Origin of the sequence: Halogranum rubrum, assembly GCF_900114455.1 — an archaeon.
GTDB lineage: Archaea > Halobacteriota > Halobacteria > Halobacteriales > Haloferacaceae > Halogranum > Halogranum rubrum.
This window is the reverse complement of record NZ_FOTC01000007.1, coordinates 170666-186900: the sequence shown is the minus strand read 5'-3', so window position 1 is coordinate 186900 and position 16235 is coordinate 170666. Positions and strand designations below refer to the sequence as shown.

At 62.3% G+C, this 16235-nt stretch carries 13 protein-coding genes; 8 read left to right on the top strand and 5 right to left on the bottom strand.

The window, feature by feature from the left end:
* Positions 1-601 precede the first annotated feature (601 nt).
* Positions 602-1162, top strand: a complete 561-nt coding sequence (locus BM083_RS19965) for a TATA-box-binding protein (RefSeq protein WP_009365345.1) — start codon at positions 602-604, stop codon at positions 1160-1162.
* A gap of 136 nt (positions 1163-1298) precedes the next feature.
* The gene (locus BM083_RS19960) at positions 1299-2069 is read left to right on the top strand and encodes a helix-turn-helix transcriptional regulator (RefSeq protein WP_089871955.1); all 771 of its coding nucleotides are present in this window, start codon (positions 1299-1301) and stop codon (positions 2067-2069) included.
* A 263-nt stretch (positions 2070-2332) separates the two neighbouring features.
* Here BM083_RS19960 and BM083_RS19955 read toward each other — a convergent pair whose 3' ends face one another.
* A complete protein-coding gene (locus tag BM083_RS19955; RefSeq protein ID WP_089871953.1) occupies positions 2333-3538 on the bottom strand; it encodes a Cdc6/Cdc18 family protein in 1206 nt (401 codons plus the stop codon).
* A gap of 1168 nt (positions 3539-4706) precedes the next feature.
* Between BM083_RS19955 and BM083_RS19950 the strand changes: the two genes are divergently transcribed.
* Positions 4707-5309, top strand: a complete 603-nt coding sequence (locus BM083_RS19950) for a hypothetical protein (protein ID WP_177197716.1) — start codon at positions 4707-4709, stop codon at positions 5307-5309.
* Between the two features lie 578 nt (positions 5310-5887).
* Positions 5888-6316, top strand: coding sequence for a hypothetical protein (locus tag BM083_RS19945; RefSeq protein ID WP_143085778.1), 429 nt, complete (start codon positions 5888-5890; stop codon positions 6314-6316).
* An 82-nt stretch (positions 6317-6398) separates the two neighbouring features.
* On the opposite strand, the gene BM083_RS19940 is transcribed toward BM083_RS19945, so the two are convergent.
* A complete protein-coding gene (locus tag BM083_RS19940) occupies positions 6399-7265 on the bottom strand; it encodes a hypothetical protein (protein WP_089871949.1) in 867 nt (288 codons plus the stop codon).
* 111 nt (positions 7266-7376) lie between these two features.
* Between BM083_RS19940 and BM083_RS19935 the strand changes: the two genes are divergently transcribed.
* Positions 7377-9413 (top strand): DEAD/DEAH box helicase, encoded by a 2037-nt coding sequence (locus BM083_RS19935; protein WP_089871947.1) that lies wholly within the window; start codon positions 7377-7379, stop codon positions 9411-9413.
* On the top strand, positions 9413-9742 hold the full coding sequence (locus BM083_RS19930) for an FxLYD domain-containing protein (protein ID WP_089871945.1): 330 nt from the start codon (positions 9413-9415) through the stop codon (positions 9740-9742). Before BM083_RS19935 ends, BM083_RS19930 begins: the two co-directional genes overlap by 1 nt.
* Before the next feature lie 75 nt (positions 9743-9817).
* On the opposite strand, the gene BM083_RS19925 is transcribed toward BM083_RS19930, so the two are convergent.
* Entirely contained in the window at positions 9818-10837 is a 1020-nt protein-coding gene (locus BM083_RS19925) for an MBL fold metallo-hydrolase (RefSeq protein ID WP_245756954.1), read from the bottom strand.
* A 30-nt stretch (positions 10838-10867) separates the two neighbouring features.
* Positions 10868-11920 carry a pyridoxal-phosphate-dependent aminotransferase family protein gene (locus BM083_RS19920; protein ID WP_089871941.1) on the bottom strand — a complete coding sequence of 351 codons (1053 nt, stop codon included), beginning with the start codon at positions 11918-11920 and terminating at the stop codon, positions 10868-10870.
* Positions 11921-12053: 133 nt separating this feature from the next.
* Between BM083_RS19920 and BM083_RS19915 the strand changes: the two genes are divergently transcribed.
* The gene (locus tag BM083_RS19915) at positions 12054-13037 is read left to right on the top strand and encodes an AIR synthase family protein (RefSeq protein ID WP_089871939.1); all 984 of its coding nucleotides are present in this window, start codon (positions 12054-12056) and stop codon (positions 13035-13037) included.
* Here the strand turns inward: BM083_RS19915 and BM083_RS19910 are convergent, their stop codons facing one another.
* Positions 13038-13805, bottom strand: a complete 768-nt coding sequence (locus BM083_RS19910) for a hypothetical protein (protein ID WP_089871937.1) — start codon at positions 13803-13805, stop codon at positions 13038-13040.
* Positions 13806-13945: 140 nt separating this feature from the next.
* On the opposite strand from BM083_RS19910, the gene BM083_RS19905 reads away from it, so the two are divergent.
* On the top strand, positions 13946-16231 hold the full coding sequence (locus tag BM083_RS19905; protein WP_143085777.1) for an N-6 DNA methylase: 2286 nt from the start codon (positions 13946-13948) through the stop codon (positions 16229-16231).
* Positions 16232-16235: the final 4 nt, after the last annotated feature.

Below are 16235 nucleotides of genomic sequence, written 5' to 3'. Positions count from 1 at the left end.
AACAGAGGCGAGTTAGTACCTTAAAGGCACCGAACTTCGCTCGTTCAGGGCTCCGATCGCGGACCGAGTTGAACGGCCCGCAGTCGCAGTGTGTCTGTATTACGTCCGAGTGCACTTAACCACTTAAGGGCACCGGAACGAGCTCGGCGTCGTCGTGTGATTTCGCCGAGTTCTGCGTACTTCAATCCGAGTGCCGTTTCCCACTTAAGGGATTCGGATTTAGGCTCGGAGAGACGGACGGTGACTCGTGGGGTACACGAGTCATCGCACGTCTGGGACGCCCGGGTGACCCGGGCGCCCTTCACATTGCATTCGATGGGAGTGATACGTAAAACGGTGCCGAAGAAAGTCGGCTTCGGCATGCAGTTTCATGCCCTGCGGAAGAGACTCACTAGTGTGGGTCGAAAGCACTCGTCCGTTCCCGTGGCATCTGCGCGCGCGAAGTTGCGAACAGAGGAAAGACCACCAAACAGAGGGGGAAAAACGAGATGAGCGAGGGAAGTAGGTACTGGTTATTTGTTGATTCGCGCGTGCGTGTGAACCGGCAATCCACTTTATAAGGCCTGCCTTTATAAGGACGCGCGAGGAAGCTGTATCAAACATGACGTCGCCGGCAGATTCCATCGAGATTCAGAACGTGGTTGCATCGACGGGCATCGGGCAAGAGCTGGACCTAGAAGCGCTCGCAGACGACCTCCCAGGAGCAGACTTCAACCCTGACAACTTCCCAGGGCTCGTCTACCGCACACAGAACCCGAAGGCAGCAGCACTCATCTTCCGCTCCGGGAAAATCGTCTGTACGGGGGCGAAGAGTATCGACGATGTTCACGAGGCATTAGACATCATCTTCGACAAACTGCGCGGGCTGAGCATCCCTGTCGAAGAAGATCCGGAGATAACCGTCCAGAACATCGTGTCGAGTGCTGACCTCGGACACAATTTGAACCTCAACGCACTCGCAATCGGCCTCGGTCTCGAAGACGTCGAGTACGAACCGGAGCAGTTCCCCGGACTCGTCTACCGGATGGACGAGCCGGAAGTCGTCATCCTCCTCTTCGGGAGCGGGAAAATCGTCATCACTGGCGGGAAACAGACTGACGACGCGACGACAGCCGTCGAGCAAATCGTCGAGCGTATCGAGAACCTCGGTTTGCTCGGTTAACGGTCGGAGTTGAGTGGCGACGAAGGGTGAACCACACCTCCGAGTCAGCGTTTTTCTGCGAGCGACTGCATCACTGACAGACAGTGAGAGTACAGCTCCCGAAACCGTGATAGCTGTGCCTCCGTAGTACAACGTAATGGGTCCACGTGAGAATATCGCCTTTCTCGTCGGGTCATCGAGTCGAGTCGACCTACTACGAGCGTTAGCCGAACGGCCGTACCGACCGACAGAGATAGCGAAGGTGTGTTCGTGTGCCCGCGAAACTGCTCAGCGGACACTCGGTGGATTTGTCGAACGTGGATGGGTCCAGAAGTCGGAGGCACAGTATCAGCTGACACCCGGAGGTGTGACCGTTCTCGAACAGTACGAGAAGTTGGCCGACGTCGTCAAGAACGCAGAACGACTCGAGACGTTCTTGACGAACGCTGGAAGTGCAATCGAAGACCTACCGACAGAGACGTACGACGAGCTAACGGCCACAGAGGTATCGAACTCCAACCCACATGCACCAATCGATAGATTTCTCACCGTCTTGGGTTCGACCCCCGTCGAGTCGTTCAAAGGAATTACACCTGTCGTAAGCCCAGTGTACAACGAAGCCGCGGCTTCCGTCATCGGTCCCGAGACGGAGATGGAGCTCGTCATCGACGATTCGGTACTTGCAACCTCAGAGTCTGAATACCCCGAAGCACTACAGCGTGCGATTGAACTTCCTCAGTTCAGTCTCTATCTGACTCCTCGAGAGATCGAGTTCGGACTGACTATCGTCGATGGGCACGCCTACATCGGGGCGTACGACGAGTTCAACAACATCGTCGCGAGTGTCGACGGCAAGAGTGAGGCTATACTCACGTGGGCACAGACACTCTATTCCGAGTATCGGCGTTCTGCGACGCTCTTAGAGTAACGGGACATATCGGGGGAAAGACGGCTTCGAACGATCAGTTATGCGGTGAGACCAATGAGAGACAGAGGAGAGCAGGGAGGGGCAAAGAGACCAGTAGATGTTCTCGTGTGTGATTGGGGCAGTCACTGGTGATAATTCCAGTCACCGACTATTGTGGTAAAATATAAGTCGCTGGTCACGAAGGTTCGCTTGCAGTGGACGTGAACACGGTTGGTCCCCGAATCCCTACTTCGGCCCTCTCTCTTTCGCCGACTAAGTGCGTCTCAGGAGTCGGTGTTCTCAGTCAGGACGTCTTTCACCACAGCTGGGTCTTCGAGAAGTTGATGCTTCGTGTAGCTCCCTTCAGCACTCCCACCACTGTGTTTGGACTGTTCGATGATGTCGAGGAAGGCGTGTTCTTTCAAGAGGTCACGGACCCGCCGAAGTGAGAGACTGTCGGATCCCTCTTGCCGACAGATACTCTCGTAAATCTCGTAGACGCGACTCGTTCGAAACCCGTCTTTTCGTTCGTTCGACAGCGAGAGGACGGCGAGTGCTTGGAGGACGTATCGAGAGTGTGGTGTCGACCCGCGGATGAGTTCGCGGAACCGGTCGGTCTCTGCTCGTTCACGGGCTTGCGTCACGAAGTTCTCGCGGACCGTCGAGGCCCCGTTCGATTGGGCTATCTCGCCAGCGTACCGGAGGATGTCGATTGCTTTCCGTGCATCGCCGTGTTCACGGGCGGCAAGTGCGGCAGCGCGTGGAATCGTCGACGGGTCGAGGACACCGTCGCGGAAGGCGTCGCTCCGAGCGTCCATGATGTCTCGGAGTTGATTCGCGTCGTACGGCGGGAAGACGAACTCTCGTTCACACAGGCTGCTCTTGACACGCTCGTCCATCCGCTCTTTGTACTGTATCTTGTTACTGATGCCGATGACGCCGAGTTTGCAGTCGGCGATCTTTCCGGCCTCGCCTGCGCGTGAGAGTTGCATCAAGATATCGTCGTCGTCGAGTTTGTCGATCTCGTCGAGGAGGATGAGGACGACGTCGTAGCGAGCATCGAGAATCCGCCACAGTCGCTTGTAGTACGTCGACGTACTGAGCCCCTTATCCGGGACTTTGATACCGGTATCGGCGTCGTCGTTGACGCTATCCGCGATGGTTTGGACGGCCTGTGTCTCGGTCGTATCCTGTGCACAGTCGACGTACGCGAACGTCGCGTTGACGCCCTCCTCACCTGCAGTGTCGACGAGGCGTTGTGAGACGTACTTCGCACAGAGTGATTTTCCCGTCCCTGTTTTCCCGTAGATGAGAACGTTGCTCGGGCTCTGACCGAAGATGGCCGGATTGACCGCGTTCGCGAGATTCGAAATCTCGTCGTCGCGGCCGACGATGCGGCCCTCGCCTGGAAGGTGGCTGATTTCGAGAAGCTCCTTGTTTGCGAAGATGGGGTCCTCACGCGTGAAGAGATTGTCCCCAGTGTCGGACATATCCATTCACACCACGTTTCCGGTGAAATCACTTACCCTTCGAAGTCGTCGTCTCGGACCGCCCGATGTCTCCGAACTGGTCGATTGATGCAGCACACACACACCACGTTTCCGGTGAACGACGAAAGAAGGGGGGTGTTGCTCCAGTCGAAGCAGGGGAGAGGGGTTCACCGGAAACGTAGTGTCCATAGTGTCCAGGTGCCCTGTACAGGAGACTTTACAGTTCGCTTCGTTCAACTCTTTCCGCAGCACTCTTCACCGAGATTCTGAAGCCATAGAAGTCGTCTCGCAGTTACTTTCGTGTCTCTTTCTCACTCGTACTCACCTCCGCCTCGTTTTCAGTTCCATCCACTCCCAGAGAATATGGAATACCCCGATTCCAAGGCTGCTCTCGACGTCATCATCTAGCAAGACCAGACTCTACTCACTCTCTCGTGAGCCCCCTCTTCGATTGCAACAGTAAGCAGAGCTTCCCATTTCTTGTTTGCAGAGGACTTGGCGGACTTTTCTCAGTAGGTGTATTTAATTGTGTCCTTTCAACCCCAACACGATTCGTTTCTTTCTTCCATCTTTCTCACTCTCTGCGCCAATCTCTCCCCCTCTCCGACCGCATTTCACCGGAAACGTGGTGTGTCTGTCTCCACCTCTACGCTCCCCCTCTCATCTGTATGTTCTTGTTTTTCTGGTCGTTCTCACTTGCCACCCACCGTCGACGGTTTCATCGGAAACACGGTGTGTTACTCTAGACACACGCTCTCGCCGACGCTGACTGAGTGGCGCGTTCGCACACCTCGTTTCCGGTGAACTGGCCGTTCAACTCGTTTCTCAAACTCTCGATTCCACCGTACATCCCTTCTCCTCCGCAACTGGCCGGTTTGTCGCTCCTTCCACCGGAAACGTGGTGTGCGTCTCTCATCGGCGGCGCAATGAGTTCGATTAGTGGTTCGTTCAGCTACCATCTCACCCAGTGCAGAACAGTGTCGCATTTCACCGGAAACGTGGTGTGTTCCCGACTCCAGTCGTCTTCCTCCCGATGGCGTCTGTGCGGACTCCGTTTCACCGGAAACGTGGTGTCCTCTCCGCAGGCAAACACGGCGTCGTTACGGGCTGGAATGATTCCGACACTACCGGCCGTAAACACATATATTCTGGAACCCCTACTGTCGGTGTGGCTTCACATCAGGGTGGGGCGGACGACTCGCCGACGCCAACCTCACGGCTGTCGAACTCACGGACGCCCAGTTCGCGACGTACTCCGTGGGATGTTCCGCCCCGCGACCCCAGTCTGTACGCGGTCACGAACCACTTTCGGCGTCGACTTCGGCAGCGGGGAAGATACGTCACGCTCCCGACCGTCTCCCAGTCGATTCGTACCGGCCAACTCCGTTGGAACTCGACCGACGGCTGGCGGTTCGCTCTCGCCCGCGAGGGTGTTCGATTCGTCGTCGTCGTCGGTGACACGGAGACGGACTCGCCCGTCGTCGTCACTGGGTGGACGAAGATCGACTCGTGGAGCGATGCGATGGCGTCGGACCGGTGGTCGGACGACGACCTACACACGATTCGGCTGCGCACAGATTTGAGTCAAAACCCCGAGCAGCAGATACCCGGACACATCCGCCCCCGTATCGTCGACCGACCGCTCGAAGTCGGTAGACACCGCATCACTACTTCTGCCGGGGCCGCATACGTCGTCTGTGTAGACTGCGGGGCTCAATTCCGGTCGAAGGCAGCACTGTGCGGACAACGGTGTACACAGACTCGGGGGTGAGTTTTGGCACCACGCGAACTCAGAATCTTGAACCGACGACCCCGAACTGACGACCTCGAACCGACGACCCCGAACCGACGACCCCGAACTGACGACCTCGAACCGACGATTGTTCCCGTGCGTAGGTTGACTCGACTCACTCGCCAAACGCTGAACTATAACTCCTTGGCGCACGTACTCTGTAACAATCGGCCACAGTCGAATCCGATATCCGAACGTCGACAGGTGAGCGTAACCGTCTACGACACCGCCAGGAGAGACAGAGCGAGTGCTTCGAGTCACGCGTTCGACTCGTTTCTGCTCACTCGGACAGGCGATTTCGCTTCGAACTCCGGAGTTCACTCGACATCACTCACTCTGTTCTCCCCTTCGGCTCTCCCGCTTTCGTCCCCCCTCGATCCGTTCGGTCTCCGATTCGCGAAGCCGTGGAAGGAGCACACAGGAGCATGAGCAAGTCGGCCAGCAATCGCACGAGTACGAGTCGCACGTATCAGTCTCTCGCAGACGCGACGAGATGGACAGAGATCTTCGTTCGTGATTTCGTCTCGTGGCTGACGCCACCGTATCGAGGACGGACAATGACGACCGATTGGGAACGAGCGTGGCTCGCCCGCCGAGAGGTTCGTTGGCGGCGCGGGATGGAAGTCGTCGAGTGTTTTCGCTTCGCCGATGGTTACGTCGCTACCGTCGAGTACACCGACCGTGACGTGACGTGGCAACTCACCGCCGGCCCAGTCTCGCTAGCAGGTGCGCTGTTCACCGTTGCACTCTACATACAACACGGCGTCACGCCGCAAATCGACCCGGACGGCCGGATGTTCACCGCGCTTGGCGACGACGGACCACTCCAGGTGTTCACTGAGACGGCCGACCAACCGGTCGAGTACATCTACGTCGATACCTTCCGGACACTCGAAGAGTTTCCAGACTGCATCGCCACCGGACCACTCGAAAAAGCGTTCCAACGCCTCTCGTACAGCCCGCGACGCGAACTCCGCTCCGAGTGACGAATTCCGCTTCGAGCGACGAACTCCGCTCCGAGCGAGAGTCTGATTCACCTCTCTGCGACGTCGTAACTCGCTGGCTCGCCTACCGGTCTTCTCGACCGTTTGTCGTGTACAACCGCGTGTCACCATCGCCATCGACGGCGAGGACGCCCCACAGTGACCGAACCGAGGCGTCGAACAGATGCTCGGGCACGAACGGCATCGGAATCGGTTCGTACGCGGCCGCACGTAACGACCGAACGTCGGTGAACACGCCGACTTCGCGCCCGGACGCATCGGTCACGTGGAAACACTTGTCCCGTGCGTCCCGCCGGTAGGAGTATCGGAACGCCGATGCAGGTGGACAGCCGAGTCCGTCGACGTCGTCGAAGACGGCTACCGTCTCGTCGCCGTCGGCGAGGACGAGATGCTTGCGGTCGCTCCCGCTTCTCGCTTCGGTGCTCTCCTCGCCGTCTTCGCCGACGGTCTCGAACCACCGAAATTCAGCGTCAATCGACTTGTGAAGCGCGTATCCACCACCGGCGAGCGCGATTCGGTCCGGTCCGTTGTAGAACGTCCGACAGCCGTCATCGTCTTCACTTGCGACGCACGCGGGTGCCGAGAGCAACCCGGCGACAGTCTCTGCAAGTACGTCGGCGTCACTCCCCGGCACCACGAACAGACTCCGTCGACCGTTGGTGCTGTTGTTCCAGAGACGCGAGATGACTATCGTCGGGTCGACGTCGCTCGAATCGAGCGGTTCGAGCGCGATGGGGTCGTCGACGTCGCCGAACAGCGGTGTCGGCGCCGACGTGCTCTCGGCGTCTTCGTTCTCGCTGTCACCAGTATCGCCGACCGGTGCAGTCGCGATGGCGTCCGGAAGCCACCCCTTGTTCGGTCGTTCGGTTCGGTAGCCGTGTCGCTCACAGACGTCGAGGCCGGCGGCGAGAAGCGACGCGTAGGTCGTCATCGACTCTCGTTAGGACCGCGGACACAATACGATTGTGTGTACGGGTGCGACTCCCCTCTCTGCTTCGCTCGGGTCGCAAACCGTTTCCCGCTGGCACTGGTAGCTCGACCGATGACTGACGGGGACAGCCCTGGCGACCCGGAACGCACCGACGAGCAAACCCACGACGCACCGGCGGAGTCGACTCCTATCGTCTCGCTCGACACGTTCTACGACGCCATCGAAGCCGAAGGCCGCCCCGTGATGACTGCCCAGCAAGTCGCTCGCCGACTCGACTGCTCGCAGGCGGAGGCGATGGACGCCCTCGAAGCCCTCGCCGGTGACGGACTCGTCACCCGCGTCGACGTCGAGGCGGACCCTGTCGTCTGGTACCCCTCGGAGTGGGAGGACGTCGCCAGCAGGGAACGGGTCATCCTGTTCTCCGAGCGCCGCGAAATCGTCGTCGACCAGCCCACGCAGTACACCCGCGCACAACTCTCGCAGTTCGCGCACCTCGTCGACGCGACAGGCGAACGGTCGGACTCCGCCCGCCAGCGAAACCGGGGCCGTGGCTACCTCTACAAGATTCGTCAAGAGGACGTCTGGCAGGCCCCCTTCGAGACGCTCGACGGCCTCCTGACGAGCATCCGTTCGGTCCTCCCGCGACGTTCGCCACACCTCGAAGCGTGGGTCGAATCACAGTGGAAGCGCGCCCACCAGTTCACCCTCTACACGCACGAAGACGGCTACACTGTCCTCGAAGCCGCGACGGACAACCTGATGGGCAACGTCGCCCGCCAGAAACTTGACGACGACCACATCCAAGCGCCCCTCTCGGACACCGAGTGCTGGGTGTTCGACGAGGCCGTCGCCGAGATAAAGCGCGTCCTCTACGACGCGGGCTACCCCGTCCAAGACAACCGTAACCTCGAAACCGGTGATCCGCTCGATATCGACCTCACCATCGACCTCCGGGACTACCAACGGGACTGGGTCGACCGGTTCGAGGAGCAGCGCTCGGGCGTCTTTGTCTCTCCGCCCGGCTCCGGAAAGACCGTCGCCGGAATCGGCGTCCTCGCGGCCGTCGGCGGCGAGACGCTGATTCTCGTCCCGAGTCGCGAACTCGCCGCGCAGTGGAAACAGGAACTGCTCGCGCACACTACCCTGACCGAAGACCAAATCGGCGAGTACCACGGCGGCGAGAAGGAGATTCGCCCCGTCACTATCTCTACCTACCAGACCGCCGGGATGGACCGCCATCGCGCGCTGTTCGACTCTCGAAAGTGGGGACTCATCCTCTACGACGAGGTCCACCACGTCCCGAGTCGCATCTATCGTCGGAGCGCCGACTTACAGGCCAAACACCGTCTCGGTCTCTCGGCCACACCGGTCCGCGAGGACGACAGAGAGAAGGACATCTTCACGCTCATCGGGCCACCCATCGGCACCGACTGGGACAAACTGTTCGACGCCGGGTTCGTCCAGGAACCCGAAGTCGAGATTCGCTACGTCCCGTGGACCGACGACATGTCGCTCAACGAGTGGCGCAGCGCCGACGGCCGTGAACGACACATGCTGGCCGCGATGAACCCTGCAAAACTCGACGCCGCAGAACGCCTGCTCACCCAGCATCCGGAGTCGAAGGCGCTCGTCTTCGTCGACTACCTCGACCAGGGACGGTTCTTCGAGGAAGAGTTGGACGTCCCGTTCATCAGCGGCGAGATGCCGCACTACCGCCGCGAGCAACTGTTTCAGTCGTTCCGCGACGGCGACATCCGAACCTTGGTCATCTCTCGCGTCGGTGACGAGGGAATCGACCTCCCGGACGCCGAACTCGCCATCGTCGCCTCCGGCCTCGGTGGCTCTCGCCGACAGGGTGCCCAGCGTGCCGGTCGAACCATGCGCCCGACTGGGAGCGCACTGGTCTACGTCCTCGCCACTCGCGGCACGAGCGAGGAAGACTTCGCGCAGCGACAGATGCGACACCTCGCCGAGAAGGGAATCCGCGTGAACGAGTACGACGAGGGGAGCATAGAGAACGGTGAGCGTATCGCTGACGACGAGCGCACAGACAGCGACGGCGACAGTGGAGACGAAGACGGTGAAGACGAAGGTAGCGACGAAACCGAAGCGCACACCACGGACGCCGCCGACGGGAGAGATAACTGATGCACACCGACCGTTTCGACTTCGAACTCGTCGCCGTAGAGGAAGCCAGTACGTTCTCACGGGACGTCACCGCCACCGTCACCAACACCTCCGACGACACCGCCAACGACGTCAGCCTCTCACTCGACATCGCCGCCGGCGGCAACCACGTCCAGACCGTCGACGTCGACGTCGGTGACCTCGAACCCGGCGAGACCCGAGAGATAACGTACACCCTCTCGGTGAGTCCGACGCAGGGCGTCGCGCTCATGGCGCAGGGTGCGGACCTCGACTTGACGATTACGGCGGACGGCGAGACCGAACAGACAGAAGGAACACTCGACGTCTGAGCGCCGAGTCGGCCTCGTTCTCTGTCGCTTCGACTTCTCTCTCGTCGATTCGCTATCTCTCTCTGTCTTGTCGATTCAGCCTCGCCATTTCGCCGCTTCGACACCTGCTCGTTCGGCGTCGGCGACGCGGTATCGTGTCGCGGAGCCACCCGAACCACCGACCTGTTCGACTGCACCACGTTTCCGCAGAAAGTCGAGGTGCGACGCCGCCTCGCCTGCACCCATCTTGGCGTGGATGCCCGACAACTCGCCGAACAGCGTCCTCGCTACGTCCCACGGCGTCGCTGTGTCGGCCTCGTTTTCCTCGAGACACGTCGCCAGCGCCGCGACGGTTCGCCGACTCCGCTCGTCGTGGTGGGCGACGATTTCGTCGACTCGCTCGCCGAGTGCCAGCGGTGCGCCGTGGCCGGGTGCGACTGTCTCGACTCCTTCGGCCGCCGCGACCTCTCGAATCCGTCCGAGACTCGCTAGATACGTCGCCAGCGCATCGTCCAACCGTGTGTCGCCGCCGCCGACGTTCGGCGTGTAGGTCGGCAAAACGAGGTCGCCGACGAACAGGTCCCGTGTCTCTGCAGTCTCTCTGTCCGTGACGAACGCCGCGTGGCCGAGCGTGTGCCCCGGCGTGTGAATCGCGGTCAACCCTGCCAGCGACTCGCCGTCTTTCACCGTCTCGACGGCGAGTGAATCGGGTATCGGCGACGGTCGGTCGCCCGACTGCAACGCCTCGACGACGGCGGAAGGAACGCCCCACTCACGCAACCGCTGCGCGTCTCGTTCGACGCGCCGTTCGCGTTCTCGGCCGTAGTCGGCGACGAGCGGCGCGTCCGTCTCGTGCATGACCACTGTCGCATCGGCGGCCTCGGCCAATCGCGGCGCGAGTCCCGCGTGGTCGGCGTGCCAGTGGGTCACGAAGACGAACGCGACGTGTTCGACACCGAGTCCCGCCGCCTCGACTCCCGAACACAACCGCTCCCACGCCTCGTCGGTCGGCGGTCCAGGGTCGACGACGACGCCCGACTCCGGCAGGACGTACGCGCTGTTCGCGCCCTCGGGATTCCCGACGTCGAGCGTGATTCGTGTGGGTTCACCTGCCATCTCGAACTCCTCCACTACTCTACTACTCCACTATTCCGCGAGCACCGTCTCCAGCGCGTCCATCACGTGGTCGACCTTCGCTCGCTCGGCGTTGTAGCCCATGTGGCCCACTCGGAGGATGTCGTCCGCGAGGTCACCCAGTCCGGTCGAGAGGACGACGTCGTGTTCTTCCTCTAGTTCGGCTTGCACCTGCTTCGCTTCGCCCGGTAGGTGGAACGCCGTCACCGTCGGCGAACTCCGCGTCGCGTCGGGGTAGAGGTCGAGACCCAGTTCGTCGCCGCGTTCTCGGCAGTGGGCGGCGACCGACTCGTGGCGGTCGTAGGCCACGTCGAGTCCCTCGTCCAGCAGCATCGACAGTGACTCGTCGAGTGCGGCGACGTTGGCCGCGAGGTGGGTGTAGGGGAACATCTCGCTCGTGTCGCGCCACGGGAGGAGGTTCGTGTAGAGCGACCGTGGGTCGCGTTCCTCGGCGACGTCCCACGCTCGGTCGCTGACGGCCACCGTCGTGAGGCCGGGCGGCGAACTGAACGCCTTCTGGGACGCGCCGAGGTTGATGTCGATGTGCTCGCTCGGGACGGGCGCGCCGCCGAGCGACGAGACGGCGTCGACGACGGTGAGCACGTCGTGGTCGTGGAGGAGTTCCAAGATTGGGCCGATGGCGTTGAGCGTCCCCGTCGGCGTCTCGCAGTGGACCATCGTCGCCACGTCGTACTCACCCTCTGCCAGTGCTTCCTCGACACCCTCGACGTCGATTGGGTCTGTGTAGTCCGCACCGACGAGCGTTGCCTCGCCGTCGTAGTTCTCGACGAAGTCGGCGAAGCCGTCGCCGTAGAGACCGTTCGAGACACACAGCACCTCGTCGCCGGGTGCGACGGTCGATGCGATGGCCGCTTCGAGACCGAGGATTCCCTCGCCACCCATGACGATGACGTCGTCGTCGGTGCCGTAGACGCGTTGGAGTTTCTCGCAGACCTCGTCGTAGAGGTCGAAGAACGACTGCTCGATATCGGGGTTCGGCATCGGGTCGCTCATCCGGTCGCGAACCCGCGGCGGCACCGCCGTCGGGCCGGGTGTCATCTGCATGGTCGGCCGTTTTGCAGGCACCGGCTTAGCCGTGGGGGTCGGAGTCGAAGTAGATGGTCAGCAGTTGATGATGGAGTGTCGAAACTATCGACGGACGGGAAGGCACAAAAGCACTCCTCACACACAGGGTAGCATGAGCAAACTCTCGCCCGCGGACCTCGACCGCTACATCTTCTCGCGGACGGGCGCGGCCAACGACGACCTGCTGGTCGGGTCGGGATACGGCGAAGACGCGGCCGCCGTCGCCGTCGACGACGAGACGATGGTCGTCAGCACCGACCCAATCTCGCTCGCGGCCGAACGAATCGGCACGCTCGGCGTCGCCATCGCGAGCAACGACGTCGCGGCCTGCGGCGGGTCGCCGGAGTGGCTGGTGAGCACCATCCTCCTCCCCGACCCCGACGTCGACGTGCTCGACGAGATAACCGCGCAACTCGACGCCGAGGCCGAGCGGTTGGGCATCACCATCGTCGGCGGCCACACCGAGACGGTGGCCGGACTCGACCGGCCGCTCCTCTCTCTGACCTGCATGGGACCGACCGACCGCTACGTCCCCACCTCGGGGGCGACTCCGGGCGACGCGGTGATTCTCACGAAAGGCGCGGGAATCGAGGGAACCGCCGTCCTCGCGACCGACTTCCGTGCAGACCTCGAAACGAAGGGTGTCGACACCGACACCATCGAACGCGCGGCCGACTACTTCGCCGACGTCAGCGTCCTCCCCGAATCCGCCGTCCTCTCACCCGTCGCTACCGCGATGCACGACCCGACGGAGGGCGGCGTGCTCAACGGACTGGTCGAACTGGCCTGCGCCTCCGAGGTCACCATCGACCTCGATGCGTCCGAACACGACGTACCAGTCCGTCGCGAGACCCGAACCCTCTGTGACGTGATGGATGTCGACCCGATTCGCGTCCTCGGATCGGGCGCACTGCTGGCGACGGTTCCCGTCGAAGACGCCGAGGAGACGCTGACGGCGCTGGAAGCGGAAGGAATCGAGGCGACGGTCGTCGCTACGGTCGACGAACCCGACGCCGAAGGCCGACCGGGCGTCGTCTACGAGGGTGACCACTACACCGGCGGCGTCCGAGACGACATGTACGACCTGTGGGAGTAGTTAGCGGTCGTCTTCCGACGGTTCGTCCCACTTGGCGTCCTCGGCGACTGGTTCCAGCGCGTGGCGAATCTGTTCCTCCGTGTAGTCGATGTCGTCGAGTACCATCGACAGTCGCTGCCAGCGCGCGCTGACTTCGCCTTCGCCCTCTGGACCGACACGCGCGCCACGCGTCTTGAAGAACTCGGTGCCGCGGCCGCGACGTTTGCCCTCGCCGGTGTGACCGTCGAAGACGGCGTCGAACTCCCCGTCGATGTCGAGGTCACCGACCGGAAAGTCGTGTGACGGTTCCTCGCCGCGTTCGTACGCCTCGGCGCGTTTCGCGGCGACCTTCTCGAAGTACTCGTCGGCGTTCGAGGCCTCTCGCGAGGAGGTCGCGCGTGCGGCGGCGAGTGCGGCCTGAATGCCACAGAGGCGGCCGCGCCACGAGTCCATCTCCCACTCCTCGGCGAGTTCTTCGTATCGCTGGATGTGGAGTGCGACGTCTTGTCCCGCGCGTAAGTCCTCGACGACGTAGAGGTTCAAGCGGTCCCAGAGGTTCCACCCGAACCCGGAACGAGCGAGTTCCCACGCGGCCCAGGCGGCGACTTCCTCGTCTGAGCGACGGACGGCCTTCTGGAGGAGACTGGAGACGACGTACCGACTGTACCCGCCGTTCGTCTCGTCGCCCTCCTTCTCCTCGCCGAAGTCGTTCGCGCCCGTCGCCTCCGGCGGTGTGTCCGTCTGCAACTCTCCGTCCGTGCCGAACGTGGCCTGTCGGTCGTCTCCCATTGCTCTGGGGACGACGACGAAACCCTCCGATAAAGCGACTGTGGCCTCTATCGCCCCGATTATCCGCGGTCTTGTGAATACCCTGACACACACGGGCGCACGACTAAGCTCACAGTTGACTGACTTGTAGGGAGAGTACCGTGAGCGGACGCGACGCGAGCGACGCGCGACGGCTACTGCACGGCGGCGGCACGGAGAGCGGCGTCCTCGTCGCGTATCGCACGGTCGGTGCCGACCTTCTCGCCGCTGGCGATTCGCTTCTCACGGAGGCGCTGACGACGTGGACTGACTTCGTCCGTCGACAGCACGGGTCCGTCTTCGTCGAGAGCATCGACTCCGAGGCTCCCGAAGCCGAAACCGACGTCGTCGCACGCGACGTCTTTCTCGACACCTTGGCCTTCGACTTCGCCGTCGCTCGCCTCCTCCGGTCGTTCGAAGGCGCGTTCGGCCTCTCCATCTCGGAACCCGACCCCACGGCGACGACAGACGCCTTCTCGGTCTCGTTCGACGCGGTCCACGAACGTGTCGCTGACGAACTGTCTCCGTCGGTTCTCGCCGATGCTGGTTTCGACAGACTCGGTGTAAGCGACTTCACTCGCGTCGACCCGACGGCTCTCGGCGACGCGTACGAACGGGCCGTGTCGCGTTCGGCCCGTCTCGCCCTCGGCGAGTACTACACGCCGTTCGGCGTCGCCTCGTTGGCGCTCCCCGAGAGGACGGCCGCGGCGTCGGCGACGGTCTTGGACCCTGGCTGTGGCGCTGGCGTCTTCCTCGTCGCCGCCATCGAAGTCAAACGCGAGGCGATGAAGTCGGATGAATCGACTGACTACCCACCCGCCGACGCAGTGGCCCGCCTCACCGATTCGGTGTTCGGCATCGACCTCAACCCCGTCGCCGTTCGAAGCGCGAAACTGGCCTACGCACTCGCACTCACACCCCTTCTCTCCGACCCTGAATTCCCGACTGCTGACACGCAGGAACTGTCGATTCCAGTCGCCTTCGGTGACGCCCTCGCACTCACCGACGACGTTCCGCGTCTCGACGGCGCAGCGTTCGCTCCGACCGTCGACGTCGTCGTCGGCAACCCGCCGTGGCTGACGTGGGACCGCCTCGACGGCGAGGTCAAAAGCCGCTGGCGCGAGCGCTACGTCGACGAACTGAACCTCTTGCCGACGCGAGGACCGAACTCGCTGCTCGGCTACGCCAACGACGACCTCTCGGTTCCGTTCGCGTGGGTCTGTCTCCATCGATATCTCCGCCGCGGTGGACAGGCTGGGTTCGTTCTCAAGCGTGACCACCTGACCGGTCCGGCCGGGCGACTGTTCCGACAACTCCGCGTCGGGGACAGACGGCTTCGGGTCGACGCCGTCGAGGACTTCGCCGACCTCGACCCGTTCGGGACGCAGGTCGGTGCCGACGCCGCAGTGTACCGGTTCACGGCCGACGTCGACGCCGACGAATCGCCGTTTCCCATCCCGATGCGAGTCTGGCAGCGGCGGTCCGACTCCCTAGCCGTGTTCGCTTCGGAAAGCGCGATAGGCGAGTCGCTGACGACGACAGAGACGACGCTTCTCCCCGTCGACCCAGACGACCCGGCCGGGACGTGGGTTCGCGAGGACGCCGAACAGGGGGTACTCGGAGCGTGTGACTACGAGATTCGTCACGGCGTCAAAGACGACGCGAAGGCCGTCTTCGGTCTCGACCGCTCGCAGCTATCCTGCCTCGAACCCGACCACGTCTACCCCTACCTCAAGTCCCGCCACATCGTCAAGTACGGACTCTTCGGCTACGACCTCCAGTTGGTACCGATGCGGCAGGCCATCGAGGACAACGAGGACGAACTGGCCGCCGAGACACCCGAGACGTACGCGTATCTCCGCGCTCACCGCGACGAGTTGATGGCTCGTTCGTCGACGTGGTTCGACGAGGGGCCGTTCTACACGCTGTTCGGTCTCGGACCGTACACGTGGGCCGACTACAAGGTAGTCTGGTGTCGCCTCGGGTTCAAACCGCACTTCGTCGTCGTCTCGACCGTCGACGACCCCGAGTTGGGCGAGAAGTCGGTCGTCCCCGGTGACCACTGTATGTTCCTCGCGACCGACGACGGCGAGGAGGCGCACTACCTCTGTGCACTCTTGAACTCTGCGCCGTACCAGCGGTGTCTCCTCGACGTCGCCTCCAGCGGGAAGTCGAGTCTCTCGAAGACGCTCGTCTCGCAGTTGTCACTGCCTCGCTACACCGGAACCGACCGACAGCGACGACTCGCTCGCCTCTCGAAGCGCGCTCACGACATCGTCCCGCAGCACACGAACGTCTCGAAGCGGGCGTACAACCGAACCGAGATTCCCCCACTCGCCGCGGTCCAAGCGGACATCGACCGCGTCGTCGAATCGATACTCGCCGACGGGGCGAATGAGAATTCTTAAGTTT

Coding starts and splice junctions, on each gene's coding strand:
- BM083_RS19965 (WP_009365345.1), top strand. CDS start 602: ATGACGTCGCCGGCAGATTCCATCGAGATTCAGAACGTGGTTGCATCG.
- BM083_RS19960 (WP_089871955.1), top strand. CDS start 1,299: ATGGGTCCACGTGAGAATATCGCCTTTCTCGTCGGGTCATCGAGTCGA.
- BM083_RS19955 (WP_089871953.1), bottom strand. CDS start 3,538: ATGTCCGACACTGGGGACAATCTCTTCACGCGTGAGGACCCCATCTTC.
- BM083_RS19945 (WP_143085778.1), top strand. CDS start 5,888: ATGACGACCGATTGGGAACGAGCGTGGCTCGCCCGCCGAGAGGTTCGT.
- BM083_RS19940 (WP_089871949.1), bottom strand. CDS start 7,265: ATGACGACCTACGCGTCGCTTCTCGCCGCCGGCCTCGACGTCTGTGAG.
- BM083_RS19935 (WP_089871947.1), top strand. CDS start 7,377: ATGACTGACGGGGACAGCCCTGGCGACCCGGAACGCACCGACGAGCAA.
- BM083_RS19930 (WP_089871945.1), top strand. CDS start 9,413: ATGCACACCGACCGTTTCGACTTCGAACTCGTCGCCGTAGAGGAAGCC.
- BM083_RS19925 (WP_245756954.1), bottom strand. CDS start 10,837: ATGGCAGGTGAACCCACACGAATCACGCTCGACGTCGGGAATCCCGAG.
- BM083_RS19920 (WP_089871941.1), bottom strand. CDS start 11,920: ATGCAGATGACACCCGGCCCGACGGCGGTGCCGCCGCGGGTTCGCGAC.
- BM083_RS19915 (WP_089871939.1), top strand. CDS start 12,054: ATGAGCAAACTCTCGCCCGCGGACCTCGACCGCTACATCTTCTCGCGG.
- BM083_RS19910 (WP_089871937.1), bottom strand. CDS start 13,805: ATGGGAGACGACCGACAGGCCACGTTCGGCACGGACGGAGAGTTGCAG.